The organism is Desulfitobacterium sp. (assembly GCF_035539115.1).
Classification (GTDB): Bacteria; Bacillota; Desulfitobacteriia; order Desulfitobacteriales; family Desulfitobacteriaceae; genus Desulfitobacterium_A.
In genome coordinates this window covers 1-24535 of the sequence record NZ_DATLJA010000022.1, presented here as the reverse complement: position 1 = coordinate 24535, position 24535 = coordinate 1, and the positions used below count along the sequence as shown (strand labels likewise).

Here is a 24535-nt window from a genome sequence, read left to right as displayed (position 1 = left end):
ATAAATTGGAAATTTTTGAGGTGATGTTATGAGCTTAGCAACGTTTTTTCAGCATTTGGCGAATGGAATATCTCTGGGTAGCCTCTATGCTTTGATTGCCATCGGCTATACTCTGGTTTATGGGATTCTAAGGCTGATTAACTTCGCACATGGTGATGTTTTCATGATGGCCACGTATTTCGCTTTCTATGGAATTGCTATTTTTGCTCTTCCTTGGTACATCTCTTTTCTCCTAGCGATTATTTTAACTGGAATTTTGGGATATTTCTTGGAAGCCGGTGCCTATCGACCTCTGCGGAATGCGCCCAAAATTTCTCTCTTGATTTCGGCGATTGGCGCCTCGTATCTCCTCGAAAATCTTGCAACTGTACTTTTCGGCGGGCGTCCGAAGTCTTTCCCTACCCCCAAAATTTTTACGGATATGGTAACGATCCACGGAGTTGCGATTCAAAAACTGACCTTCTTTATCCCTGTTGTTACGTTGATCTTTTTATTTTTCCTTCTCTATCTAATTAACCATACTAAAAGCGGAATAGCTATGCGGGCTGTTGCCAAGGATCATGAAACAGCCAGTATCATGGGAGTCAATGTAAATCGGATTATCACGCTCGTCTTTGTCATAGGCTCTTTGTTAGCGGCAGTAGGCGGAATCATGTGGGGAATGAAATTTCCCAGCATTCAACCCCTAATGGGAGTTATGCCTGGACTTAAGGCCTTCATCGCTGCCGTAATTGGTGGAATTGGCAATGTTAAAGGAGCCGTTATCGGAGGTTTCCTCTTGGGCATCACCGAGATTATGTTGATTGCTTTCTTACCCTCTTTAAGCGGTTACAGAGATGCTTTTGCTTTTGTATTACTCATTGTAATATTACTCATTAAACCAACAGGCATTATCGGTGAAAAAATCGCGGAGAAGGTGTGATACATGAAAAGAAATACGATTTTGACACTGATCTCGCTTGCGATTTTAGCGATAGCTATTTATTTTATTGATCAAAATTTGGATTCCTATAAAGTTCGGATCTTAAACTTATGCGCGATTTATGTGATACTTGCAGTGAGTATGAACTTGATTAACGGCTTTACAGGATTGTTTTCGTTGGGACATGCTGGATTTATGGCAGTTGGTGCCTATACTACGGCAATATTAACAATGCCGCAAGCGGTTAAATTACAGAACTTCTTTATGGTTCCAATCGCGAAGCCACTAGAAACGCTAAATCTGCCGTTTCTCCCCGCACTCTTTGTTGGAGGGTTGCTTGCGGCCTTTGTAGCTTTCTTAATCGGGGCTCCTGTATTACGGCTCAAAGGGGACTATCTTGCCATTGCCACTTTGGGTTTTGGCGAAATAATTCGGGTTATTTTCACGAATACGCAAACTATAACGAATGGTGCTTTAGGTTTGAAGAGTATTCCTAATACGTCGAATCTTTGGTGGACCTTTGGCTTTGCAGCTTTTACAGTAATTTTTATTGCCTTCTTAATCAACAGTAGTTATGGACGTGCGCTGAAAGCAATTCGTGAGGATGAAACCGCCGCTCAAAGCATGGGAATTAACCTCTTTAAACATAAGATGCTTTCCTTCATGGTTGGGGCTTTTTTTGCAGGAATTGGCGGTGGACTGCTAGGGAACCTGTTGGGAACGATCGATCCTAATATGTTCCGCTTTTTCTTGACCTATAATCTCCTCTTAATGATTATTCTCGGCGGGATGGGAAGTATAACTGGTTCCATTATTTCAGCATTTATAATTACGATTGCAACGGAAGTCTTACGCTTCTTGGATGATGGAATGACAATCGGAAGTTTGACAATCCCAGGCATCACCGGCTTGAGGATGGTTGTTTTCTCCGCTTTATTGATGATTGTTGTCCTCTTCTTTACGCAAGGGCTGATGGGGACGAAAGAGTTTACTTGGAATAAACTCTTGAACCGGTCACAAAAACCCCTCGCTAAAGGAGGTAGGAGTTAGTGGAGCTATTAAAGGCAGATCATATCACAATGCAATTTGGTGGTTTGACAGCGGTTAAAGATTTTAATCTGTCCTTAAACCAGGGTGAGATTGTTGCTTTGATCGGACCGAATGGAGCAGGCAAAACGACCGCTTTTAATATGATAACTGGAGTCTATCGTCCAACCCAAGGGGAGATTGATTATAACGGGAAAAATATTACGGGATTACGCCCTGATCAAATTACAGCTCTTGGAATTGCCCGGACCTTTCAAAACATTCGCTTGTTCAAAGACTTGAGCGTATTCGAAAACGTTCTTATCGCTAATCATTTGCACTTAAAATCGAATTTCCTCGAAGCGACTTTTAGACTTCCCCGTTACCGTCGGGAGGAGCGAGAAATGCGAGAAACTTCCCTGAACCTCCTAGAAAAGGTGGGGCTTGCTGACCTGCGCGATGAAAAATCAAGTTCTCTTCCCTATGGAAAACAGAGAAGGTTGGAAATTGCACGAGCCTTAGCAACTAAACCCCAGATCCTTCTCCTAGATGAACCTGCTGCAGGTATGAATCCAAAAGAGACTGAGGATTTAACACAGTTCATCAAGAAAATTGGACATGAATTTAACTTAACTATCTTTATGATTGAGCATCATATGCAGGTCGTCATGGGCATATCCGATCGGATTTACGTCTTTGATCATGGGGTAACGATAGCTGAAGGAAACCCTTATGAGATCCAGAATGACCAAAAGGTAATCGAGGCGTATTTGGGGGTGGCTGAAGAAGATGCTTAAAATTGAAAATCTTGTGGTGGCCTATGGAGGGATTGAAGCCTTAAAAGGAATCAATATTGACGTTGAAGAGGGAAAAATTGTCACCCTTGTTGGGGCAAATGGCGCTGGCAAGAGTACGATGCTGCGTTCAATAGTCGGACTGGTTAAGCCGAAAAGCGGTTCAATTACCTACCAAGGTAAAAATCTATTAACAGTAAACAGCCATAATATCGTCAAAAACGGAATCACTCTAGTTCCCGAAGGCCGGAGAATTTTTCCGGATTTGACGGTCTTAGAAAATCTCAAAATTGGTGCCTATACCCGAAAAGATGATAAGGAAATCAAAAAAGATGCAGAATGGGTGTACAGCCTTTTCCCCAAATTAAAAGAACGGGAATGGCAGCTTGCCGGAACGTTATCCGGTGGAGAGCAACAAATGTTGGCTGTCGGGAGAGCCTTGATGTCAAGGCCTAAACTCTTGATGATGGATGAGCCTTCCCTCGGGCTCGCTCCGTTGATAGTTAAAGATATCTTTAATATTATTCAGGAGATTCACAAGTTAGGGGTAACGATACTACTCATTGAACAGAATGCGAATGCAGCCCTGAAAATTGCCGATGTGGGTTATGTTATGGAGACGGGCCTGATTACAATGAAGGGAACTGGTCGAGAACTTTTGGCTAATGAGGAAATCCGCAAGGCATATTTGGGTGAACAGGTAAAAAAGTAAGAGCTGATATAGTTAAGCCCGACCTCTTTTCAATGAGGTCGGGCTTTTACTAATGAGCCCCCAATGGAGGATCAAAATCCGATTCGGTGTAGTAAAAAGCTGCCTAGTCTTTTAACCAGGGGGAGCGCAACTTTTCGAGCTATGGGTAACCCTACTCTTTTTGCTAAAGGAAGTCCAATGTTTTGGACTAAGGGAGGACCCAGTCGACGAACCAGTGGAGGTCCGATACGGCGAGCAATAGGGGGACCGAATTCCTTCATCAGAGCGGGGCCGACTTCGCGTAAGAGGAGAAAACCTTGCTTTTTTAATGAGCTTGAGCTTGTCGGGGAGAGTGGGGCTTTAGTGGGTAGGGTCGATGACTGAAGGACCGAAGAGGGTTCAGCTTTTGGCGAGGATCCAGATAAAGTTCTTAAGGAAGTGGGAATGGTTGAATGGGGTGGTAGAGGAGCTGGAACGCTGGGGTTAGTTAATGGGTAAAGTGAATCGGAAGACTTTGGAGAGGTCAAAGGAGCTGAAGGTACCAGCGGGGTTGAAGGAGATGCAGGTTTCAAAGGTGGTCTTGAATAGGGCGTGAAATTCCGTGTTTGTGGGAAAAGAACTGTATTCGAGCGGGAATAAGCCGAAATGGGTAGCATTGGTATTCCCTCCTTATTTTAGGAAAAGTTCTAATGCACAATATTCAATCATGATGGAATATGTTACCAATAATTGAAATTCAAGTTTTGCGGCAGCGACCAGACTTCAAAGTGGCGTTCGCAAAAGCGGGCACTTACGGCTACAAACTGGAAGTTTTGACGGTAACAAGTGATGCGAAAGATAGCAAAGTCTTAGCTTCTTATGAGGGACAAGTTGTTGTTACAGATCCTGTTCCACAGCAGTAAAATTTGATTTTCTCTAAAATAAAATGCCCGAGAATTTATTTTTCGGGCATTTTTCAGTGCTATTATTAGCTTTTATCTAGCAACTATGGCCTTACTTTTTAGACGAAAGTTTCAACATTAAGCTTCTGCTACATATTACGGCCAAAAGAGGTAAAAATAGAACCATTATCGATTTTAAGGAGAGTGGCCTTGATGAAAAGAAAACCATTAATGAACATCATGGGATCAACTGTTTATCCACTGGGTGATAAAGACCCAATCCCTAGCAACAAGGATAAAGAAGATGAACCCAAAGAGATAAATGAGCATGTTGAGAAGTTCTGAAAATGGACCGTTATTCAATCATAACAAAAGTACCCTATAGAATAGACTCTTTATTGTCTACTCTATAGGGTACACTTTACATATTCCGAATTACCTCCCGAATTACCTCTGAATTACATATCATATTCTGAATAACCTTTTATTTTATAGTTTAAACAGCATTTCCGAATACGTGGGGAAAGGCCAAAGTTCGGCATCCACAATTTCTTCTAACTGATCAGCGACTTGGCGGAGTTCTCCCATCGTTGTGAAGACGCTATCACGATAGTATGCCGCTTGCTTATAAGCATCTATTAAATTCTTAGCCTCAGCTGTAACGCTTTTTAAGTCGGTGATTTTTTGCTTAAGAGCAACCAGAAGGGAAGACGTATCTTTGAGAAGCTCTGTCTGAGCAGAAACCTCCGCTTCGGCGTAAGCCGTTTTCACGGTATTGATTGATTTAGCTAAAGAGGTTACATATTTAATCGAGACTGGCAGAATCTGTCTTTGAGCCATATCGAGCATGGTCAGTGCTTCAATATTGATCGATTTTGAATATTGCTCAAGGTAGATTTCATAACGAGAATGTAATTCTGTACGATCCAAAACCCCGTGCTTTTCATAGATCTTAACATTTTTTTCAAGAAGTAGGGTAGGAACGGCTTCAACTGTAGAACGGAAATGGGGTAAACCACGGCGTTCGGCTTCTTCCACCCATTCCTCCGAATAACCGTTGCCATCGAAGAGAACTCGAGAGTGGTTAGTGGCAATTTCCTTTAAAAGTGTCCGTAATTCGGTTTGGAAGTCTTCGGCTTTCTCTAAACGATCCGCAATCAGGGACAGCGTTTCAGCGACAATCAAATTTAAGACTACATTTGGACCGGATATAGAGAGAGAAGATGGAACCATCCGAAATTCGAATTTGTTACCGGTAAAGGCAAAGGGCGAAGTACGGTTGCGGTCTGTTGAGTCTTTGGGAAGCGAGGGCAGGGTACTGACTCCAATTTCGAGCTGTCCGCCTTGAATCGAACTTTTAGGACCCCCATTTTGCAGTTGCTTCATAATATCGGAGAGTTGGTTACCCAAGAAAATGGAGATAATGGCTGGAGGAGCTTCATTCGCTCCGAGACGGTGGTCATTCCCTGTGTTGGAGGCAGAAAGTCTAAGCAAGTCAGCATGTTCATCAACTGCTTTGATTACTGAACAGAGGAAGGTCAGAAACTGGGCATTTTGATGAGGGGTGCGGCCAGGCTCTAAAAGATTAACGCCATCATCGGTGCTCATCGACCAGTTATTATGTTTGCCTGAGCCATTGACTCCGGCAAATGGTTTTTCATGGAGTAAACAAACTAAATCATGACGAGTAGCAACTCTCTGCAGAGTCTCCATAACCTGCTGATTATGATCAGTAGCGATATTCGTTGATTCAAAAATCGGGGCAAGCTCATACTGGCCGGGTGCTACTTCTTTATGTTGCGTTTTTGCTGGAATTCCCAGTTTCCATAACTCAACATTGACGTCTTGCATGTAGGCTGTAACCCGTTCGTTGATACTCCCAAAATAATGATCTTCCATCTCTTGTCCCTTAGGAGGCATTGCGCCGAAAAGGGTACGTCCCGTGAGTATTAAATCCGTTCTCTGTAGATAAAATTTTTTATCAATCAAAAAGTACTCTTGCTCTGGTCCAACAGTTGCGATGACACGTTTACTCTCAGTGTTGCCAAAAAGCCGTAAGATGCGCAGCGCTTGTTTGTTGAGAGCCTCCATAGAACGCAATAAGGGCGTTTTTTTGTCGAGGGCTTCGCCGGTGTAGGAACAGAAGGCAGTCGGAATACAAAGAGTGACGACTCCAGCATCTTCATGTAAGAAGGCGGGAGAAGTACAATCCCAGGCGGTATAACCTCGTGCTTCGAAAGTTGAACGGATTCCACCATTCGGGAAGGAAGAGGCATCAGGCTCACCTTTAACAAGCTCTTTTCCTGAAAACTCCATAATGACATTACCATCAGCCGTTGGGGAAATAAATGCATCATGCTTTTCTGCTGTGACCCCGGTCATCGGTTGGAACCAGTGCGTGAAGTGGGTAGCCCCTTTCTCAAGGGCCCAATCCTTCATCGCATTGGCGACGACATCAGCAACTTCTAGGTCTAAATGAGTTCCTTCATCGATTGTTTTTCTTAATGCTTTGTACGTGTTTTTTGGTAAGCGTTCTTTCATTACTGTGTTGTTAAAAACATTGGCTCCGAAAATATCCATTTTTTATCCCTTCCTTTTGTAATTTTTAGTCTTTTCTATAAGAACAGAAAAAGACACCCTTATAAGAATTTCTCAGTTACGAGAAGTCCTTTTAAGAGCGCCTTTGCCCTAATCATTGTTAACATTAAAGTAGCATATTTTTCAACGAATATCAAGGCAAATAAGAATGTATACAGGATTACTGTTGAATAGTTTCTCTTTTAATTCTAAGTGATTTGCGAGTTTAGCTGCTTCTTGAAGACTTGGATATCGTTCAAGTATAGTTTTCTCTTTTTTTGTGGATAATAATTTTGGCTGTCCTATCTGAAAAAAGGAGGTTTTGGCTTTGTTCAAACATATCAAAGATATGGAGTATACCGTTCATGTCGATCGGCCTGACCCGAGATTTGCGAATCTATTGCTCGAGCAATTTGGTGGCCCGCATGGCGAGCTAAAAGCGTCGATGCAATATATGACGCAAAGTGTTGCTTGTAACGATGACAAAATTCGAGATATGCTCCAAGATATTGCTGCGGAAGAAATGAGTCACTTAGAGATGGTTGGCGAAGCCATTTCAATGCTTCTCGGCCCAACGGATAATATCTCTCGTGATTTTCCAGCAATTCATATGGCACTATTGGCAGGGGGGCCTCCCTTAATGAATTCGATGGGCATCCCTTGGACAGGTGCGTATATTGAATCAACTGGGGATCTCTATACAGACCTGTCTTCAGATTCCACGGCAGAACTTAGAGCAAAATTGATTTACGAACGGTTGCTTCAACAAACAGATGATACGGGAGTCAAAGATATGGTTCGCTTCCTCCTTAGTCGGGAAGAGTCTCATAACTTCTCCTTCATGCAAGCGATTAAAACTTTGGAAGGTACTGGCGTGAATAAGGACTTCCGCGATTCCGAGTTTTCGAAGAAGTATATGAACTTGTCGACAGGTATGGGGGATGCCCGGGGTCCATGGAATCAGGGGAATGGAATTCAATATGAAGAAAATCCAAATGAAAAATTTGGTGGCCCTGCACAATATGGTAAGGATCGTGGACCTGATAGTCAGGGGGAGGTAGGGCCAGGGTATAATGATCATACCCGCAACAATCCTCAATATGATCAACCTCAGTCCCCTGATCCCGCTCCATCAAAGCCCCAGTCTTCCCCGCCAATGCATTAATAAAACAACTCCGCATCAGCTAAATTGATTAGTGATGCGGAGTTTGACTTTTTAGAGGAGAGTTTTATTCCTTTGACTTGTGCTCGTGAGGATCTCTCTTCGGAGTAGTACGCAGGCTTCGTGAAAGCTTGGGAGATGAAGAAATATGAACATGTTGCCCGTGCTTATGATCATGATGAAGCCCTAACATATGCGCAACTAAGTGATCTTTGTCTTGAAGTTCATCGAACCAGCCATCATTGGCATCCGATTTTAGATCAAGTGTACGGATGTAAGGCTTAAGATCAAGTAATGGGGTGCCATTATAAACATCAATTCCAGAAATCAGTACTTCATTACCTTCAATTCCCTTTAACTCGACGATGCTTACGCCAATTGGGTTGGGACGAACGGGTGAGCGGCTGGCGAAGACGCCGACTTCGATCTCGGGTGCCCAAGAGGGATGAATATGAAGCTCAGAGCTAGGTTGGGTTTGATCTAAATAGTAAAGGACATAAAGATAACGATAGGTTGAAAGCTTATCAAGCCCTTCTTGAAATTCCGGATTTAGGGTGATCCAAAATTCACCGGGGGCATCCTTTTGGGGTTGGTGAGGGGTTGGAAGGGCGGGAAGATACGGAGAATGGATAGTGCCAATGGCTTGAAATTGAATTTTCACGGAAAATACCTGCCTTTCATTTTTCACGTTCCGAATAATGCCTTTCAGAATAATAAGCCAAATGGTCGGATAACATGGCTGAACGACATTCCGAAGGAAGAAATGTAAGCTATAATGAAGTAAAGGAGGGAAAAAACTATGGATACATATCGCGTAAGTGTAGGGGCAAACGGAGAAGTCATTTTGCCGGAAGAACTAAGAGAAGTATTAGGCTTAGTACCAGGTGATCTATTAGCACTTACAGTTGATCTTGAGGGTAAGGTTAGGGTTAGGAGCGCAGAACGTTCAGTTGGTCCTCTTTCTGATTTCTTTGAAGATTTGATTTTACAAGACCTTCATTGCGAGGGTTGTACCGGAGATCAATTACAGGAGAAGTTTTTACATCGAAAAGTCCAATTAAGTACGGTACTCGACCGACTTTCCGAAGAGGCGAGAAGGGCAAACCAAAAAGGGGAAGCAATACAATGGCAAAAACTCCTGGGCCTTTTAGCAAATGATACTCAAGGCCCCTATCGTGTTTTTTTATCCTTCCGTTCTGAACGTGACATTCATAAACTCCCCCAACGAGTGAACGAGGAAATAATAAAGGTATTTCAAGCATTAGAAAAAGATCCATTAAATTATAAACGCCTTAAGGGACCTTTTTATGAAACATACCGAATCTCCTTAGACGGGGAGTTTAACAAAAAATACCGAGTGATCTATACGGTTTTTGAAGAAGAGAAAATAATTGGAGTCATTAGTGTAGGGGAACGGCAAGAGCTTTACCATTATCTACTGGGTATGTCATAACCCTCCATGCTGTCGCGCACCTCCCACATGAAAATGGGAACGGGCATGAATAAGATTAACATCCAGGAGCAACTGACGATCTGACAGCAGGGGTAGACAAGAACCATCAGCCGCAATCGTATGGTCTTCGCGAAAGATAATCACACGTTCGGCAATATCTTCCACAATGGAGAGATCATGGGTCGCTGTAATAATCGTTTTACCTTTCGAATGAAGGGTACTCAGAAATTCTACCAACCAATATTGAGTTCGGGGATCGAGCCCATTGGTCGGCTCATCGAGAAAAAGAATGTCAGGATTGACGGAAAGAACGCTGGCTAGCGCGACCTTCTTCTTTTCTCCTCCGCTTAAATGGTAGGGTGGGCGATTTAGTAAGTGGGAAATACCCAAAAGCTCAGCGATATCCTGAACACGTTCAGAAATGACCTGGGGCGAGAGTCCAGCTTGGAGCGGGGCGAAGGATAATTCATCACGAACTGTGGTTGAAAAGAGCTGAGCATCTGAATTCTGAAAGATAAATCCTATTCGTTGTCTAAACTCAGAGAGAAAGCTTCGTTCCAGTAAAGATTTTTCGGTGACTTCCCTACCAAACGCAGTGATGGTACCGGACGTTGGATGAAGCAAGCCACTCAGGATCTTGAGCAGGGTGGATTTTCCACACCCGTTAGCACCAAGGATGACGACGCTTTCCCCAGCGAAGAAGTTTAACGAAATGTTCGAAAGTACATTCTTATCTTGAACATAAGCATAGGAAAGATGATTAAGTTCAAGAATCGGAGCTTGCATGGGTAGCCTCCTTAGAGATTGGGGTTTGTTCCAAAAGAATGCGGTGATTGAGAAGTGTCATGTTCTTAATACGTGCCCAGAGAAATTTTTGTTTACCAAAAATATCAATAAGTTTAAGTCCATCTTCATAAGGCTCAATGATATCCACAGCTTCCATGAACAAGACTTCGTTTTCTCCTTCTTTCAGATACACATTGGCTTCACACATACCGCAATCCTCCATTTATTTTATTTATCTTTGAAATTAAAAAAGACCATAGAGATTTCCATTCCCGTAAAATGGAAGGAGACCTCCATGGCCTTAATTCCTTTATGCTGTTGATATCTTATTCTTCATTTCTTGTCTGTTTCCTGCAACACTTCTGGGATATTTAATGAAGTTTATGGATTTTTCAGATAGATTTTTAGCTTTCTGAAGAATTCTACATGATTTTTTTCAGAATGGGGAAATTTAATAGAGTCGACATAAACGTTTTTTGGAGGTGCCTATTATGCCAATGATTCATTTTGATGGACCTACATTAAGCATTGATCAGAAAAGAAGCTTAATTCATGGTATGAGCCAAGCCGCTTCGATGGCAACGGGTCTCCCGATGCCATCAATTACAGTCGTTTTGGACGAACATGAATTTAGCAACATGGGAATTGGTGGAGACGTCCTAACTGAGAGTCCTTATTGGGATAAAGTTAAAGAGATTAAAGACTGAAGCATTTAAGTTAACCGGAGCCGATGGAGACTGGGGACGATTTAGCCCCGGTCTTTTATTTTACTAACAGAAACTTCCATGAACCTGCCGATTCACAGGGAGGTATGAAAATGTAGTCCATTTTCGTAAGAAAGTATAAGTTTGGGGAAGATAGCATAAGTGCAACCAGCGGTTTTCGCTTTCCTACGATGAATGCGGTTAAGTTCGGCAGGATAAGGCGACTAAGGCCACCGCTTTGGCGCTGACCAAGTCTTCTATATCGCAAAGCTCGGCGAAAGCCGGGTTTTCTTTAAGTTTCCAATTGTATTCTAGTTCTAGATGGGTTTCGACTGAAGCCTTTGATTCTCTGTTTCTAGGGTAGGTTGTCGGAGTAAGAAGGTCAGGAGACTTGCGAGTAAACAAAGTAAGGCGGCAATCGTATAAGCTATTGAATAGTTTTTGGTAGCGTCGACCACTGCACCGGCCATTAGCGGACCGATGACTCCTCCGACACCCCAAGCGGTAAAGACGAGCCCGTAGTTAACTCCGCCATTTTTGGTGCCAAAAAAGTCATAGATTGCAGAGGGAAAGAGGGAGAGAAGAGAGCCATAACCGAGTCCAGCAAGGGCCGCTCCTAGGGCGACGAGCTCTGGGGTGCGGTAAAGTGAGAAGGCAAACATATTGATGGCTTGGAGGAGGAAGAAGAGGCGCATTGTCCAGGCCCGACCAATTTTGTCCGAGAGCCAACCTGCGAGGATTCGCCCTCCGGCGTTAAAGATGGCGAGAAGTGCGACCATAGCATAGCCCCAGGAAATTCCGGCCTGAATCTTAGCAATACTGGAGAGTTGACCGATGATCATCAGTCCGGCAGTGGCGCCGGAGGCAAACATGATCCAGAGAAGGTAAAAATGAGAAGTCCTTAGCATTTGTTGCCAGGAATAATCGGTTTTCAGAAGACCAGGAGATAGCGGAGGCGTGCCTTGATTTGATGGAGAGCCAGGAGAAGTGAGGATTTGTACTTTGGTATGTGCCTGGGCAGAAACTTGGGGCGGAGCCAGTGGAACGGCAAGAATTTGCGAGAGGGCTACGATGGCGATTAGAAACATAATCCCTTCAATCCGGAAAGCGCCCTCGATACTAAAAGTCTTAATAAAGCTGTTAGTCATGGGGGCAATATAGAGGGAAGCGAGACCAAACCCTGCGACAACAATTCCGGATATCAGCCCTTTCTTTTGAGCAGGGAACCATTTGACAGCCGCAGGAGTGGCAGCAGAGTAACCAAGGCCAATCCCAATTCCGGCGATCACGCCAAAAGTCAGGATCAGGAGGGTCAAGCTATGAGTAAAACTGCTTGAAATAAGCCCTACTCCGACGAAGAGTCCTCCAAGTGTTGCGATCCAGCGGGGCCCGTAGCGATCTTGAAGCCGTCCTGCAGGAACCATCATTAAGGCAAACATGGCACAGGCTACAGTGTAGGGAAGAGAGGCTGCGATTTTGGTCCAATGAAGCTGTTCCGTCAAAGCTGCCGCGAAAACGCTCCAGGTATAGAGTACGCCTAAGGCGAGATTGATTCCAGTTCCAGCCAGTGTGACTGACCATCCACGCGCTGTTCTATTCATTTTCTAGGTCTCCTTTCAAGCCCTTCACAAAAACTACACCTATACACTTTCCCCCTCATTTATCTGTACAATCTTGGGCCCTTCACATAGAGACAGAAACAAGTGAACAAAATCCACCCTTCAAAGGGACCTAATCCTGATATTTTGCCTTTAGAGAATTTACGACCGTGACATCGGCTAAAGTAGTCGTATCCCCGAGGGCCCGCCCTTCAGCAATATCTCGGAGAAGTCGGCGCATGATTTTTCCACTTCGGGTCTTGGGTAGTTCTGCGGTAAAGAAAATATCATCGGGGCGGGCGAGGGTGCCGATCTTTTTCGCGACGTGTTTTTTCAGTTCATCGATGAGCGTGGGATAGATTTCGATCCCTTCTTTTAAGGTGACAAAGGCAGAGAGGGCTTGCCCTTTAACTTCATGGGCCTTGCCAATAACGGCAGCTTCGGCGACAAACGGATGGTCGACAAGTGCGCTTTCTACTTCCATCGTGCCAATGCGGTGCCCAGAGACATTGATCACGTCATCGACTCGGCCGAGAATCCAGAAATAACCGTCTTCATCCCATTTAGCCCCGTCACCAGTGAAATAAATCCCGGGCCAGTTGCCAAAATACGTGCTTTCATAGCGTTGGGGATCCCCATAGACGGTCCGTAACATCGCGGGCCAGGGTTCCCGGATGACAAGGTAGCCACCGCTTCCTTTGGGAACAGGTTTTCCAGAGCTGTCGACCACTTCTATTTTTACGCCGGGAAAGGGGACCGTGCAGGAGCCCGGTTTGAGGGCAGTTACTCCAGGTAAAGGAGTCATCATAATCATCCCAGTTTCTGTTTGCCACCAGGTATCAACAATCGGGCAATGCTCTCCACCGATATATTTGTTGTACCACATCCACGCTTCCGGGTTAATCGGCTCACCCACAGTACCAAGAAGTCGAAGGCTTGAGAGATCTCGTTTTTGCGGATAACTTGGGCCCCATTTCATGAAGGTCCGGATCGCAGTTGGTGCAGTATAAAGAATACTTACCCGGTATTTCTCGATGATTTCCCAGTAACGGTCTTTATTCGGGTAATCTGGGCTCCCTTCATAGAGGACAAGTGTGGCACCGTTGGCAAGCGGTCCATAAACGATATAAGAATGACCGGTAATCCAGCCGACATCAGCGGTACACCAATAGACATCCTCTTCTTTTAAGTCAAAGACCCACTCATGGGTTGTTGAGACTCCGACCATATATCCGCCTGTGGTATGAACTACCCCTTTAGGCTTACCGGTCGTTCCGCTCGTATAAAGGATAAAGAGCATATCTTCCGCATCCATGGGCTCGGCTGGGCAATTTGGAGAAGCGTTTTTCATGGCTTCATGGTACCAAATATCGCGATTTTCTTGCATGTTTACGCCATGGACTGTTCGCTGAACGACGACGACGTGTTCAACACATTCTACGTCTTGGAGTGCGATATCGGTATTTTCTTTTAAAGGAATGATACTTCCTCGGCGAAACCCACCGTCTGAAGTAATAACAACTTTGGCTTGGGCATCATTAACCCGATCCCGTAAGGCGTCTGAGCTAAATCCACCGAAAACGACACTATGTGGAGCACCGATCCGGGCGCAGGCCAGCATGGAGATAACCGCTTCGGGAATCATCGGGAGGTAAATCGTAACGCGATCTCCTTTACTCACTCCCAGGGATTTGAGAACATTCGCGAATTGGGAGACTTCACGGTGGAGATCTTGATACGTAAGAACCCGACTGTCTCCATTTTCTCCTTCGAATATAAGAGCAGCTTTATTCCGGTGCCAATCCTGTAGATGTCGGTCAAGACAATTATAGGAAGCGTTTAGTTTTCCTCCGAGATACCACTTAGCAAAGGGAGGCTTCCATTCCAAGGTTTTCTCCCAAGGTTCAAACCAGTCTAGACGTTCGGCTTGTTTTTCCCAGAAGTTGAGGCGCTCTTGCCCCATTTCGTAGATTTCAGGTGTGCGAATGTTTGCTTGAGCAGTGAATTCCGGGTTGGGTTTAAATACTCGGTCCTCTTGTAATAAAGCTTCTAATCGTTCCTCCTGCATAAAATCCCCTCCGCAACTTCCTTGGCTAACTCCTCATCCTAAAATCAGGATGAGGAGTTAGCCGAGTTTCTTCTACAGGTATTTTATCAGAAGGTACGGAGGAAGTTTACGTTGTGAAGATGAAAGCACCAGTGCCAACGGTCAATGGTCTAAAAATCCAAGTTATTGGATTCACAAAATGTGGATTCACAAAATGACAGAATATTCAGCTGATTTATCTTTGTTTTACAATTCTAAGGTTATGACCCTTGACGGTTATCCGCTAACCCTATATTATTCATTCTGGATGACTAAGGCGTTTATTTCGAATTTATCAAGTGTTTAGTCTAAAATTGATTCATTTGGAAGTGTTATGATGAGGAATATACGATTAAAAGTAAGTTATGACGGTACAATGTACCATGGGTTCCAACGGCAACCGGAATTCCATGGCCCGACGATTCAGGGTACCCTAGAATTAGTATGGAGAAAATTGGTTGGCGAAGAAGTTACCCTAAATACAGCGGGACGCACAGATAGAGGTGTGCATGCAACCGGGCAAGTGGTCAATTTTCTAACTGCAGCCCAAATTCCCGATGCAAAGATTCCGAAGGCTTTTAATAGTTTGCTGCCAAGGGATATTCGGATTTTGGAAGCACAGACTGCTCCCCAGGAGTTTCATGCTCGTTTTTCCGCTCGCTGGAAACGCTATGATTACAGAATCGATAATCAACCCATTTCCAATGTCTTTACCCGGTTGTATGCACTGCATGAGCCGATTCCCTTACGGGTTGAGGAGATGAAACTTGCTGCCCATTTGCTTGAAGGGAAGCATAATTTTAAAGCCTTTTCCTCGGCTGGAGGAGTAAGTAAAACCTTTGACCGTAATTTGTACGTTTGCCGAATCCAGGAGGATGAAGGACTCCTACGGATCACCTGTATTGGTAATGGGTTTCTCTATAACATGGTGCGGATTATTGCCGGGACCTTGATTAATGTCGGAAAGGGTTGGATTCAAGCTGAAGAAATTCCGAATATTTTACTCAGTTTGGATCGAAAGCGTGCTGGAATTACGGCACGGGCTCGGGGGCTAACTCTAAGTTATGTCCATTATGGTGAGGAAAGTCCGTATGAAATTTTTCCAGAGTATTTGCCCCCAATGAAAAGTGACGTGAAAAATTCGTTCTCGAGTAGTAAAATTGAGTTGAGATGATTGGATGAATTGATTTCAATGAGATCAACCAAGCAGGAGTTCATTAAAAAGGAGTTTAAAATGAAACGTACACTTTTTAGGCTTACCCTTATGACGATCTTAAGCTCACTTATCTTTTTGAGCGGATGCGGAGCGAGTAAGACAAGTTCAACAAGTTCGTCCAAGCAAACAACGTCAGCCAATTCTGCAACTCAGACGCAAAATCAATCCCCGGCAGCAGCTACGCCCTCGACGAAGCAAGCAGCCGATCAGTCCTCAACTCCAGTAGGGCCGGCTACGGCCCTTTTTCCGGAGAGCATGAATGGTTCCTGGGTAGATGCAAAATCAGATGTGCTAAGTCCCATAGATGGCAATCTGGATGGAGTTATGGATGGGCATTTTCATCTCACGCTGCAGTTACCTCAACCCGTTTCGCTCGAATCCATCTTTATTCGTTATTCGGAGTTTGGGAAAGAACTGCGTTGGGATTGGATCTATAATAATCATCTGACGCCAGCTGGGTATAATCTGGGAGTTTACGAACAAGGAAACCTGATTCCCCTTGGACCCGATACAGGAATTAAAAGATCAGGACAAGTTGAGCTTGACCTTTTTGTAGCCGGACTGAATAATGCCAAGGGAAGAGATACTTTTTCCTTTAACCCAGGAAGTAATTTTCAAATTGAATTAAACTATACGACGCAAGCTGGAGAGCTTAAGAAGTGGAGCGCCAATATAACGTCTCAATAAGTAAAAATAAGTAAAACTCCATAAAAATTAGGCAGAAAGCCTTGACATTCATAGTGTAATTTCATAAAATAGTAACATGAGTCTTTATGTTGTTTGATTATGCCTGAGCCCCATATAAGCAACATACGCTGAGGTGATTGAGCCCCACGGAAGCGGAAGAGATAAAAGAATACGGAAAGTTTTGGAGGTAATATCATGTCCACGTTCTTTGCGAAAGCGAACGAGGTGGAGCGTAAATGGTATGTCATTGACGCTACTGGCCTTGCTTTGGGTCGTCTGGCTACTGAAGCTGCACGCATCCTTAGAGGTAAACATAAACCAATCTTTACCCCGAATACTGATACTGGGGATTTTGTCATTGTAATCAATGCTGAGCAAGTTATCTTAACCGGTAACAAACTGGATCAAAAATTATATCGCCATCACTCTGGATATCCCGGTGGTTTGAAAGAGGTTCCTTATCGGAAACTCATGCAAAATTTCCCTGAACGGGCTGTCGAACATGCCATCAAAGGTATGCTTCCTCATAACAAGTTGGGCGCGAAAATGTATACAAAGCTTAAGGTATACAAGGGTGCTGAACATCCTCATCAAGCTCAACAACCCGAAACATGGACTATTCAATAAACGGGAAGGAGGAAGAATAACTCATGGCTGCACAATTACAATATCAAGGTACTGGACGTCGTAAAAACGCAATTGCGCGTGTTCGTTTAATTCCTGGTGAAGGAAAGATTACGATCAATAAAAGAGATCTTGGTGAGTACTTCGGTAAGAAGACTCTGGAAATGATTGTTCAACAACCGTTTAATGTTACGGATATGTTGGGTAAATATGATGTCATCGCTCTCGCTAATGGTGGCGGTACGACAGGACAAGCCGGCGCACTACGCCTCGGCATTGCTCGTGCTCTTCTGAAAGCGGATATTAGTTTACGTCCTGCTCTCAAACGGGCTGGGTTCCTGACGCGTGACCCACGGATGAAAGAACGTCGTAAATACGGCTTGAAGAAAGCTCGTAAAGCACCACAATTTTCCAAACGTTAATTATCAGAGATTCACGAATCCCTCAAACCCTTGCGGTTTGGGGGATTTTCTAATTTTTAAGTCTCTCTAAAAACCCATGGATTTTTATACGTGATAGACAAGTAATACACAGGTAATAGACAATATAAATTAGATGAGATCAATGGCTTTTTAAGTTCAGTAATGTCCTTGTATGTGTAAACTTTGTCGGTGATATCTTTACTGGCATAACCCATGATTCGTTTAATACTTACCTTATTTGCATCTGCGTTATCCATGAGGGTGGCGAAGGTATAACGGCAATCATGAGGTTTATGGTCAAGTCCTAACTGTTCCATAATAAGACTCTATTTCTCGTCCTAGTAATTCCAGTATGACATCTTCTTATTTTGTGATTGACGATCAAATACTTATGGCCTTCCGTTTTACGCTTAGCAACAAACGGGAGGATTTTTTGGCTCTGTTGCAAAAAAATTACTAATAATATAAACGGCATAAATGGCAAAACTGTTCTTTAAAATACAATTACTACCAACATTCATGATACGTTGAATAAACTCCATTTCTTCCAATGGAGTCATTCGACCTGCTTGATTTTTTCGAAGCATGTGCATGGTTTCAATACCGGAAATTGTGGAGCATGCAGACTTGAAGCTTTTAAACCCTAGCATTGGTTTGACAATTCGCTTAATAAAGGATGGTCTTGCTCGACGATATTATTAAGATATTTTATTTGCCGATGCTGAGTATTACATGAAAGTCTGCCGCCATATATAAGCTCATTAATCAGGACTTCATAGGTGAAATATTTATCAGTGGTAATTACTCTTGGCATTTGATTATGATTGGCTTTCAGGGCTTTTCTGAAGAACTTTTCTGCTGACTTTTTATCCCGGTTTTCAGAAATCCAAAAATCAATTGTTGCACCGTCAGAATCAACAGCTCCGTATAGATAAGACCATTGACCTTTGATTTTAATATAAGTTTCATCAACTCTCAAGGAATCGTTGGTCGTGTTGAGATGCTTTCTGATCCTGCTATTAATAATAGGTGAATATTGCTGAACCCAACGAAGAATAGTTGTATGAGATATTGATAAGCTACGTTCAGCCATCATTTCTGCAAGGTTTCTATAAAATAAAGGGTATTTTAGATACCAGCGAACGCAAAGCAATATTATCTCAGACTCGAAGTGTTTCCATTTAAAGATATTTACCATTATCTGTGTACCCCCTAAGTTGAAAGTGATATCATCTTAACAGGGTTTGGGCGATGTTAAAAGTAGAAAATCTTATTTGCACCAGAACCGAAATGTGGGCTGTTGTATTATCAAGTACCAAGTGTAATGTTGCAAACAAGTTCAACGGCAGTGAAAGAATTTTAGCCGATGATACATATAGCCGGAATATTGCTGTTCTAAAAAGATTTTCCGCCCCTAGTAAAAAGATGGCGCTTACCATGTGCTGCAAATGCTATTTTGATGTTGAATCCGAGATTTACAAATCGGATATAATGAGAAAACATGTTAATAATATACTTGGGTGATGTTATGTTTAAAAAATATCAAAAAAGAAAGCCAGAAAGTATCATGAACAGTAAAGAAACAAATAACGATGTAGAAAATAACAGTTTGTATAAATCGCTGGGTAATAATATATCATTGTTTAAAAATATTTTTGAAAATGATGAAACGTTAATTATCAGAGAATTTCAAAATAAGCGGTTAAAAACTGCACAATGCTGTATTATCTATTTTGATGGAATGGTGAATACAGAAATTGTTAACGAGAATATCATTCAGCCTGTCCTTTCCTGTGATTTATCGGAAGATATTGAAAGTGACAATTTATTAGAAGAATTAAAGAAGAAGGTTATTGTTTCAAATAATGTGACTTTGGAAACTGGAATTAACAAAATGGTAAGTTCCGTTATTAATGGAGATACGCTTTTTTTACTAGAAGGATATGACAAAGCTTTAGTCATCAGTTCAAAAGGCGGGCAGGCTAGGTCAATAAGTGAGCCGAGGTCCTCAAGGGTTGTCCGTGGACCGAGGGAAGGCTTTACGGAATCAATTATGGTGAACTTGTCGTTGGTACGGCGTAAAATAAAAAATCCCGATTTAAAGTTCAAGTTCAAGGAAATTGGTGAAAGAACGCATACAAAAACCTGCATCTGTTATATTGAAGGTTTGGCTATGGAAGGTATATTAAGCGAATTGGAGCAACGTCTGGATAAAATAGAAATTGACGGTGTTATGGATTCCGGGTATATTCAGGAACTGATCAAAGATGCACCCTATTCTCCATTTGAGACGGTAGGTTCAAGTGAAAGGCCAGATGTTATTGCAGCAAAGCTTCTGGAGGGCAGAATAGCTCTGTTTGTTGATGGAAGTCCCTTTGTATTAACGGTTCCATTTTTAGTTGTTGAGAATTTTCAAGCGAATGAGGACTACTATAATAACTACATTTTTTCCACCATGAATCGGCTTATGAGAGGTTTTACTGCAGTAACCTCCATTACTATTCCCGCACTATTTCTGTCAATTGTCACTTACCATCAGGAAATGTTGCCGACACCGTTACTGTTGAGCATCTCTGCTTCAAGGCAGAATGTTCCAATTCCAACAGCAGTATCGTTATTTATAATGTTTCTTATATTCGATATTTTACGGGAGGCCGGTACTAGAATGCCATCTTCGATAGGTCAGGCAGTAAACATTGTTGGTACGCTTGTATTGGGCCAAGCTGCTGTAGAAGCAAGATTGGTAAGTGCTCCTGTCATTATTGTAACTGCTCTAACAGGAATTATGACATTGATCAACATGAATTTTATAAGTGCAACCATTATTTTCCGGAATTTTTTATTATTGGGGGCTTCATTTTTAGGGGTCTACGGATTCTTATTGTGCTTTATTATTCTTTATCTGCATTTAATGAGTATCCGCTCTTTTGGTGTACCTTACATGATGAACGTCACTAGAGCTAGAAACCATGATGGACAGGATGCATGGATTCGTGCCCCATGGTGGACCATGACCTTAAGACCTAAAATTATTGCAGCGAAAGACTTAGTCAGACAGTCATCAAGGAAAAGCAAGGAGAAATAGCTTATATGAGAAAAAAAAGAATTACCTTGCTGGTATTGATGCTCTTGATAAATGAAATATTCACTACAGGCTGTTGGAGTTATAGGGAAGTAGATAAATTGTCAATTATTGCCGGTGTAGCTGTTGATAAAGGGATAAATAATCAATTTCAAATGACCGTTGAAATTATCCAGGTTAGTACAGGCAAGGACACAAATATGACGTCAAAAACGATAACGATGGAAGGAAAGACTTTGTTTGACGCTGCCAGAAATTTAATAACCTTATCCGGGAAAAGACTTTATTGGAGTCATGCAAAGGTTATTATTTTAAGTAAGGAAATTGCAAGTGAAGGGGTCACAGAAGTTGTTGATTGGTATAATCGTGACTCTGAAACGCGGGAGGATATTCATATGTTGATTTCTGAAGGAGCATCTGCCAAGGAAATATTTGATGGACAGGGAACCACAGAGGATATCAAATCGTTTGCATTGGATGAAATGATAAAAAATCAAGAGAGTTTAAGTAAAGCGCCAATAGTTGATATTTTGAAGTTTGATATTGAATCAAAAACTAAAGGTGTTTCAACAATAATTCCTTCTGTAAATCTAAAGAAAATGGAGGGAAAAATGGTACCTCAAATAATGGGGACTGCAATTATTAAAAACCATAAGCTGGTAGGCTTTCTAAATGGTGAAGAAACAAAAGATTTGACTTTCATTAGAAATGAGGTTAAAGGTGGAATATTAATTGAAGAAATGCATGCAAACAATGTACCTACCTTAGTTTCTCTTAAAATATTTAAAAGTAAAACAAAATTCACGCCTGTTGCAGATGGTGAGGATAATGGGAACATTGAAATAAACTTAAATATCGATACAACAGTTGCTATTGACGAAATACAGGGTACAGAGAACATTTTTGATGATGAAGGACGGAATGAACTGGAACAAAGTGCTGAAAATACATTGAAAGAACGAATTGAATCATTAATTAAGAAAATGCAATCAGAATATGATGCAGATATCTTCGGATTTGGGGCAAAGTTACGGGAAGATAAAGCACAAGTGTGGAATAGTGTGGGCAATAATTGGGAAGACGTTTTTAAAGATTTGAAGGTGAACGTTAATACGAGGGTGCATATAAAAAATAGTGCAGTGTTATCTAAGACTGTTGAAGAAGGTGATTAACAGTATGTTTATATTGGCAATTATAGGATATACTTTTTTGGCTATTTATGAGTTTATACCCTTATACAAGCAAAAACTTTGGCATGACTTTTGGGCAAATGCTGTATTGGGGATTTCTTCCTTTACAATTGCCATATTATTGTGTCTGAATGTAGAGATTCCAAGCCCTGAAAAGCCAATTCGGGAATTGATTATTTCTATATTTGGAAAGTAGGTTTATAATGCAAAAAGAGCAAATTACAGACAAGGAAGCAATATGTCTTTTAATCGTATTTGTTATTGGAAGCTCACTCATTGTTGGCGTTGGAGGAGAGGTTAATAATGATGCATGGATCGCCGGAATAGTGGGCTGTATTATGGCTATTCCTATGTTACTTGTATTTTCAAGAATACTATCACTTTTCCAGGGGAAAGATTTATTTGATATTCTGAATATAGCACTAGGAAAAGTGATAGGTAGAATTGTTGCCATTATATATATCTGGTATGCTTTTCACCTAGGTGCATTGGTGCTTCGCAACTTTGGCGAATTCATCAAGATAGTAGCCATGCCTGAAACACCAATGTTTGTGTCCTTACTTTGTTTGGGATTGGTGTGTATTATTGCTGTGAGGTTAGGAATAGAAGTATTGGGAAGAACCACTACATATTTTCTTCCAATCCTATTTTTCACTTTAGTAGTGGTAGAATTGCTGGCAATACCACAACTTCATTTAGACTATATTAAACCTATATTAGGGAATGGCCTAATCTCGGTATTGAAAGGTGGATTTTCGACTTTTTCGTTTCCCTTTGCTGAAACAGTCCTATTTATAGGTGTATTTGGTTCATTAAAAACAAAAAAGTCACCTTTTAAGGTCTATTATTGGGGGATATTAATTTCAGCAATCATTATAATTATTACAACAATTAGAAACATTGCAGTTTTAGGCAATATGATGGATAGCTTTTATTTCCCTTCTTATGCAGCTGTAGGCAGGATTAAAATCGGTGATTTCTTAGAAAGAATAGAAGTATCTGTGGCTATTGTATTTGTTTTTGGTGTTTTTGTAAAAAGTTCAATCTGTTTATTAGTCGCATGTAAAGGAATTGGGAAAATGTTCAATCTAAAGGATTACAGATCGATAGTGATACAGACTGGATTATTAATGATTTATTTTTCTTATACAGTTTTTGATAATAGTATGGAGATGAAATATTGGGCTTTTAAAGTTTATCCTTTTTACGCTTTTCCTTTCCAAGTGATACTACCTATTATTATATGGATTTCAGCAGAGATTAAAGCAAGAAAAAATAAAATGACTATTTAACGGCGAGTTCAAATGATGTCGTTGAAAATCCGCATAACCTTCAATTTACAGAAATGGATTCTTTAAATATACCGGGGGCATTACCTGATTTCGATTTTGCTGTTATTACGGGTTCAATCGTTTATAATGTAAGGGGTTACTAACAGTGGGGAGAAAAAGCAGCTGTATCGCTTTTTCTCCCTAATTTTTCACCATTAACACATAACTTTCATAACCGAGTTTGGTTTGATCAACAATGTCCCGTCAATTCTAACTTTTTTTGACTCGAAGAAGAGGATCACTGTGGAACCACCAAATTTGAAATAGCCCTTTTCCTCCCCACGATTTACGCGCTTCTTAGGAGTATAGGTTTGAATAATTGAACCGACACAGGTTGCTCCGACCTCTATATATAAGACATCACCAGAGTGATCTGAATGGAAGGTGCTCCATTCTCTTTTATTTTCACAAAATAGTTTCTCGACCTTTTGAAGTGCGACTGGATTTACAGAGTAGTAAGCTCCTTTTATTTTTAGCGTATCCTCACAGGTCCGTTGCTGTCTATGAAATGAAAGCGGTGATAATCCGTTGGGCAGAGTCTTAAAATTAAGCACGTCCCTTTGCTATATTTCTCAGCGACTCTATCATCTTTAATCAGTTCTCTAAGGCTATACGTAAAGCCCTTGACTTGAACCAGGCTATCTAAATCTAAATCTATGTTTTCATAAGCAAAAAGCTTCCCATCTCCCAATGAAATTAGTGAATGGTTATCCGATGGTTATTCTCGTTAATTCAGACCGGCATTCTTATGTTATCCGACCACTGATTGCCAAAACATCCGGGCACCGTTCTTACGGTATCCGGCCATCAGTCTTATCTAATTCGGCCAAAGGCCGGTACCTCATGCATGGAGTTTATCATAGATTATTCAGTTGTGCCATCGCCTCCTTTATTTTGGGAACTGTGTGGTCTTAAGCTTGGGCCTTTCAGCTCTATCCTGTGAGCATTGTTAACCAGCCTATCCAGTACCGCATCTGCAATGGTAGCATCTTCAAAGACACCATGCCACTTTGCAACTGGTGGCAATTGCGCAGATATTGCGATGGACTTTCGACCATAACGATCATCAACCACTTTCAGAAGATCACGACAATTGCTCCACCCTCATAACGTATAATGTACCCAGGGGGGTGGGCACGAAACTAAAAAAAGATAACTAATACTACTAGAGTCTGTTACAAAAAACATTAACGGCAAACGACAGTTCGGTAAAAATAATTACACCTCTATCCATTTGTGCGGTAAAATAAGGTGACAAGCCAAATTAACGCACAAGGAAGAGGTGTAAAACTTGATTCAACTA

General features: G+C 41.9%; 26 protein-coding genes and 2 pseudogenes. 19 read left to right on the top strand and 9 right to left on the bottom strand.

Features of this window, described 5'->3' with window-relative positions:
- Positions 1 to 28: 28 nt before the first annotated feature.
- The 6 genes from VM640_RS03910 to VM640_RS03885 all read left to right on the top strand — a co-directional run bounded on the left by VM640_RS03910 (position 29) and on the right by VM640_RS03885 (position 4659).
- Positions 29 to 922, top strand: a complete 894-nt coding sequence (locus tag VM640_RS03910) for a branched-chain amino acid ABC transporter permease (protein ID WP_325390109.1) — start codon at positions 29 to 31, stop codon at positions 920 to 922.
- Positions 923 to 925: 3 nt separating this feature from the next.
- On the top strand, positions 926 to 1972 hold the full coding sequence (locus VM640_RS03905) for a branched-chain amino acid ABC transporter permease (RefSeq protein WP_325390108.1): 1047 nt from the start codon (positions 926 to 928) through the stop codon (positions 1970 to 1972).
- Positions 1972 to 2745 carry an ABC transporter ATP-binding protein gene (locus tag VM640_RS03900; RefSeq protein ID WP_325390107.1) on the top strand — a complete coding sequence of 258 codons (774 nt, stop codon included), beginning with the start codon at positions 1972 to 1974 and terminating at the stop codon, positions 2743 to 2745. The genes VM640_RS03905 and VM640_RS03900 overlap by 1 nt, the downstream gene beginning before the upstream one ends.
- Positions 2738 to 3454, top strand: a complete 717-nt coding sequence (locus VM640_RS03895) for an ABC transporter ATP-binding protein (protein ID WP_325390106.1) — start codon at positions 2738 to 2740, stop codon at positions 3452 to 3454. Before VM640_RS03900 ends, VM640_RS03895 begins: the two co-directional genes overlap by 8 nt.
- A 722-nt stretch (positions 3455 to 4176) precedes the next feature.
- On the top strand, positions 4177 to 4335 hold the full coding sequence (locus VM640_RS03890) for a hypothetical protein (RefSeq protein ID WP_325390105.1): 159 nt from the start codon (positions 4177 to 4179) through the stop codon (positions 4333 to 4335).
- Between the two features lie 192 nt (positions 4336 to 4527).
- Entirely contained in the window at positions 4528 to 4659 is a 132-nt protein-coding gene (locus VM640_RS03885) for a hypothetical protein (protein ID WP_325390104.1), read from the top strand.
- A gap of 144 nt (positions 4660 to 4803) precedes the next feature.
- Here VM640_RS03885 and VM640_RS03880 read toward each other — a convergent pair whose 3' ends face one another.
- The gene (locus tag VM640_RS03880) at positions 4804 to 6894 is read right to left on the bottom strand and encodes a glutamine synthetase III family protein (protein WP_325390103.1); all 2091 of its coding nucleotides are present in this window, start codon (positions 6892 to 6894) and stop codon (positions 4804 to 4806) included.
- A 325-nt stretch (positions 6895 to 7219) separates the two neighbouring features.
- Between VM640_RS03880 and VM640_RS03875 the strand changes: the two genes are divergently transcribed.
- The gene (locus VM640_RS03875; protein WP_325390102.1) at positions 7220 to 8056 is read left to right on the top strand and encodes a manganese catalase family protein; all 837 of its coding nucleotides are present in this window, start codon (positions 7220 to 7222) and stop codon (positions 8054 to 8056) included.
- A 64-nt stretch (positions 8057 to 8120) separates the two neighbouring features.
- Here VM640_RS03875 and tsaA read toward each other — a convergent pair whose 3' ends face one another.
- Complete coding sequence (gene tsaA / locus VM640_RS03870; RefSeq protein WP_325390101.1) at positions 8121 to 8714, bottom strand: tRNA (N6-threonylcarbamoyladenosine(37)-N6)-methyltransferase TrmO; 594 nt, start codon at positions 8712 to 8714, stop codon at positions 8121 to 8123.
- A gap of 138 nt (positions 8715 to 8852) precedes the next feature.
- On the opposite strand from tsaA, the gene VM640_RS03865 reads away from it, so the two are divergent.
- Positions 8853 to 9506, top strand: coding sequence for a type II toxin-antitoxin system RelE/ParE family toxin (locus VM640_RS03865; RefSeq protein WP_325390100.1), 654 nt, complete (start codon positions 8853 to 8855; stop codon positions 9504 to 9506).
- Here the strand turns inward: VM640_RS03865 and VM640_RS03860 are convergent.
- Positions 9501 to 10292, bottom strand: coding sequence for an energy-coupling factor ABC transporter ATP-binding protein (locus VM640_RS03860; RefSeq protein WP_325390099.1), 792 nt, complete (start codon positions 10290 to 10292; stop codon positions 9501 to 9503). The genes VM640_RS03865 and VM640_RS03860 overlap by 6 nt on opposite strands.
- Positions 10273 to 10500, bottom strand: a complete 228-nt coding sequence (locus tag VM640_RS03855; protein WP_325390098.1) for a CooT family nickel-binding protein — start codon at positions 10498 to 10500, stop codon at positions 10273 to 10275. Before VM640_RS03855 ends, VM640_RS03860 begins: the two co-directional genes overlap by 20 nt.
- Before the next feature lie 283 nt (positions 10501 to 10783).
- Between VM640_RS03855 and VM640_RS03850 the strand changes: the two genes are divergently transcribed.
- Positions 10784 to 10999: a tautomerase family protein gene (locus VM640_RS03850; protein ID WP_325390097.1), complete on the top strand. Its 216-nt coding sequence runs from the start codon at positions 10784 to 10786 to the stop codon at positions 10997 to 10999.
- A 314-nt stretch (positions 11000 to 11313) separates the two neighbouring features.
- Here VM640_RS03850 and VM640_RS03845 read toward each other — a convergent pair whose 3' ends face one another.
- Positions 11314 to 12597 carry an L-lactate MFS transporter gene (locus VM640_RS03845; RefSeq protein ID WP_325390096.1) on the bottom strand — a complete coding sequence of 428 codons (1284 nt, stop codon included), beginning with the start codon at positions 12595 to 12597 and terminating at the stop codon, positions 11314 to 11316.
- 130 nt (positions 12598 to 12727) lie between these two features.
- A complete protein-coding gene (gene acs, locus VM640_RS03840) occupies positions 12728 to 14662 on the bottom strand; it encodes an acetate--CoA ligase (protein ID WP_325390095.1) in 1935 nt (644 codons plus the stop codon).
- 355 nt (positions 14663 to 15017) lie between these two features.
- Here acs and truA point away from each other — a divergent pair, with 355 nt between their 5' ends.
- The 4 genes from truA (at position 15018) to rpsI (ending at position 17629) form a co-directional block, all read left to right on the top strand.
- Positions 15018 to 15854, top strand: a complete 837-nt coding sequence (truA, locus tag VM640_RS03835; RefSeq protein ID WP_325390155.1) for a tRNA pseudouridine(38-40) synthase TruA — start codon at positions 15018 to 15020, stop codon at positions 15852 to 15854.
- 60 nt (positions 15855 to 15914) lie between these two features.
- Positions 15915 to 16583 carry a hypothetical protein gene (locus VM640_RS03830; protein WP_325390094.1) on the top strand — a complete coding sequence of 223 codons (669 nt, stop codon included), beginning with the start codon at positions 15915 to 15917 and terminating at the stop codon, positions 16581 to 16583.
- A gap of 195 nt (positions 16584 to 16778) precedes the next feature.
- The gene (gene rplM / locus VM640_RS03825) at positions 16779 to 17210 is read left to right on the top strand and encodes a 50S ribosomal protein L13 (RefSeq protein ID WP_325390093.1); all 432 of its coding nucleotides are present in this window, start codon (positions 16779 to 16781) and stop codon (positions 17208 to 17210) included.
- A 23-nt stretch (positions 17211 to 17233) separates the two neighbouring features.
- On the top strand, positions 17234 to 17629 hold the full coding sequence (rpsI, locus tag VM640_RS03820) for a 30S ribosomal protein S9 (protein WP_325390092.1): 396 nt from the start codon (positions 17234 to 17236) through the stop codon (positions 17627 to 17629).
- A 506-nt stretch (positions 17630 to 18135) separates the two neighbouring features.
- Here rpsI and VM640_RS03815 read toward each other — a convergent pair.
- Positions 18136 to 18827 (bottom strand): annotated as a pseudogene (locus tag VM640_RS03815) (IS6 family transposase); the annotation flags it as partial.
- 330 nt (positions 18828 to 19157) lie between these two features.
- On the opposite strand from VM640_RS03815, the gene VM640_RS03810 reads away from it, so the two are divergent.
- From VM640_RS03810 to VM640_RS17090, 5 genes are read left to right on the top strand one after another with little or no spacing between them, the layout of a single operon-like run.
- Positions 19158 to 20714, top strand: coding sequence for a spore germination protein (locus VM640_RS03810; protein WP_325390091.1), 1557 nt, complete (start codon positions 19158 to 19160; stop codon positions 20712 to 20714).
- A gap of 5 nt (positions 20715 to 20719) precedes the next feature.
- Positions 20720 to 21883 carry a Ger(x)C family spore germination protein gene (locus VM640_RS03805; RefSeq protein ID WP_325390090.1) on the top strand — a complete coding sequence of 388 codons (1164 nt, stop codon included), beginning with the start codon at positions 20720 to 20722 and terminating at the stop codon, positions 21881 to 21883.
- Between the two features lie 4 nt (positions 21884 to 21887).
- Positions 21888 to 22097, top strand: coding sequence for a hypothetical protein (locus VM640_RS03800; RefSeq protein ID WP_325390089.1), 210 nt, complete (start codon positions 21888 to 21890; stop codon positions 22095 to 22097).
- Between the two features lie 7 nt (positions 22098 to 22104).
- A complete protein-coding gene (locus VM640_RS03795; RefSeq protein ID WP_325390088.1) occupies positions 22105 to 23193 on the top strand; it encodes a GerAB/ArcD/ProY family transporter in 1089 nt (362 codons plus the stop codon).
- A gap of 53 nt (positions 23194 to 23246) precedes the next feature.
- Positions 23247 to 23336 carry a hypothetical protein gene (locus VM640_RS17090; RefSeq protein WP_349255219.1) on the top strand — a complete coding sequence of 30 codons (90 nt, stop codon included), beginning with the start codon at positions 23247 to 23249 and terminating at the stop codon, positions 23334 to 23336.
- Here the strand turns inward: VM640_RS17090 and VM640_RS03790 are convergent.
- Positions 23333 to 23935, bottom strand: a pseudogene (locus VM640_RS03790) (phosphatidylserine decarboxylase); the annotation flags it as partial. The gene VM640_RS17090 and the pseudogene VM640_RS03790 overlap by 4 nt on opposite strands.
- Here VM640_RS03790 and VM640_RS03785 point away from each other — a divergent pair.
- Entirely contained in the window at positions 23923 to 24147 is a 225-nt protein-coding gene (locus VM640_RS03785) for a hypothetical protein (protein ID WP_325390087.1), read from the top strand. The pseudogene VM640_RS03790 and the gene VM640_RS03785 overlap by 13 nt on opposite strands.
- Here VM640_RS03785 and VM640_RS17125 read toward each other — a convergent pair.
- Positions 24097 to 24306, bottom strand: coding sequence for an ATP-binding protein (locus tag VM640_RS17125; RefSeq protein WP_414647895.1), 210 nt, complete (start codon positions 24304 to 24306; stop codon positions 24097 to 24099). The two genes, VM640_RS03785 and VM640_RS17125, sit on opposite strands and share 51 nt — an antisense overlap.
- Positions 24307 to 24535: the final 229 nt, after the last annotated feature.